This window comes from Bacillus cereus group sp. Bce019 (genome assembly GCF_051781745.1).
Lineage (GTDB): Bacteria > Bacillota > Bacilli > Bacillales > Bacillaceae_G > Bacillus_A > Bacillus_A cereus.
Genome location: NZ_JBPWJX010000204.1, coordinates 1 through 260 on the forward strand (window position 1 = coordinate 1; position 260 = coordinate 260).

Sequence of the window (260 nt, forward strand, 5' to 3'; positions counted from 1 at the left end):
GCGCGGAGATTTGAGCGTGCTGTCGGCAATGGACTTCGCCACCACGTCAATCGCCGCCTGCGCCGCCGTCACCTGCGCGCGCGCGTCGACCACCTGCGCCTGCGCGGTCGAGATGCCCGCATCAGCCGCCGCAAGGCCGGCCTCGGCTGCGCCCAGCCCGGCCGTCGCCTCGGAGGCGTTGGCCCGGTCATTGTCCAGCACCTGATCGGATACAGTGTTTGTGCGGTTCAGCGCCAGCGACCGGTCAAGCCGCTTGTCCG

At 70.4% G+C, this 260-nt stretch carries 1 protein-coding gene; it reads right to left on the reverse strand.

Features of this window, described 5'->3' with window-relative positions; genetic code table 11:
- On the reverse strand, window positions 1-260 hold a 260-nt coding region (locus ACS2QP_RS28015; protein ID WP_438883103.1), incomplete at both ends, for a hypothetical protein.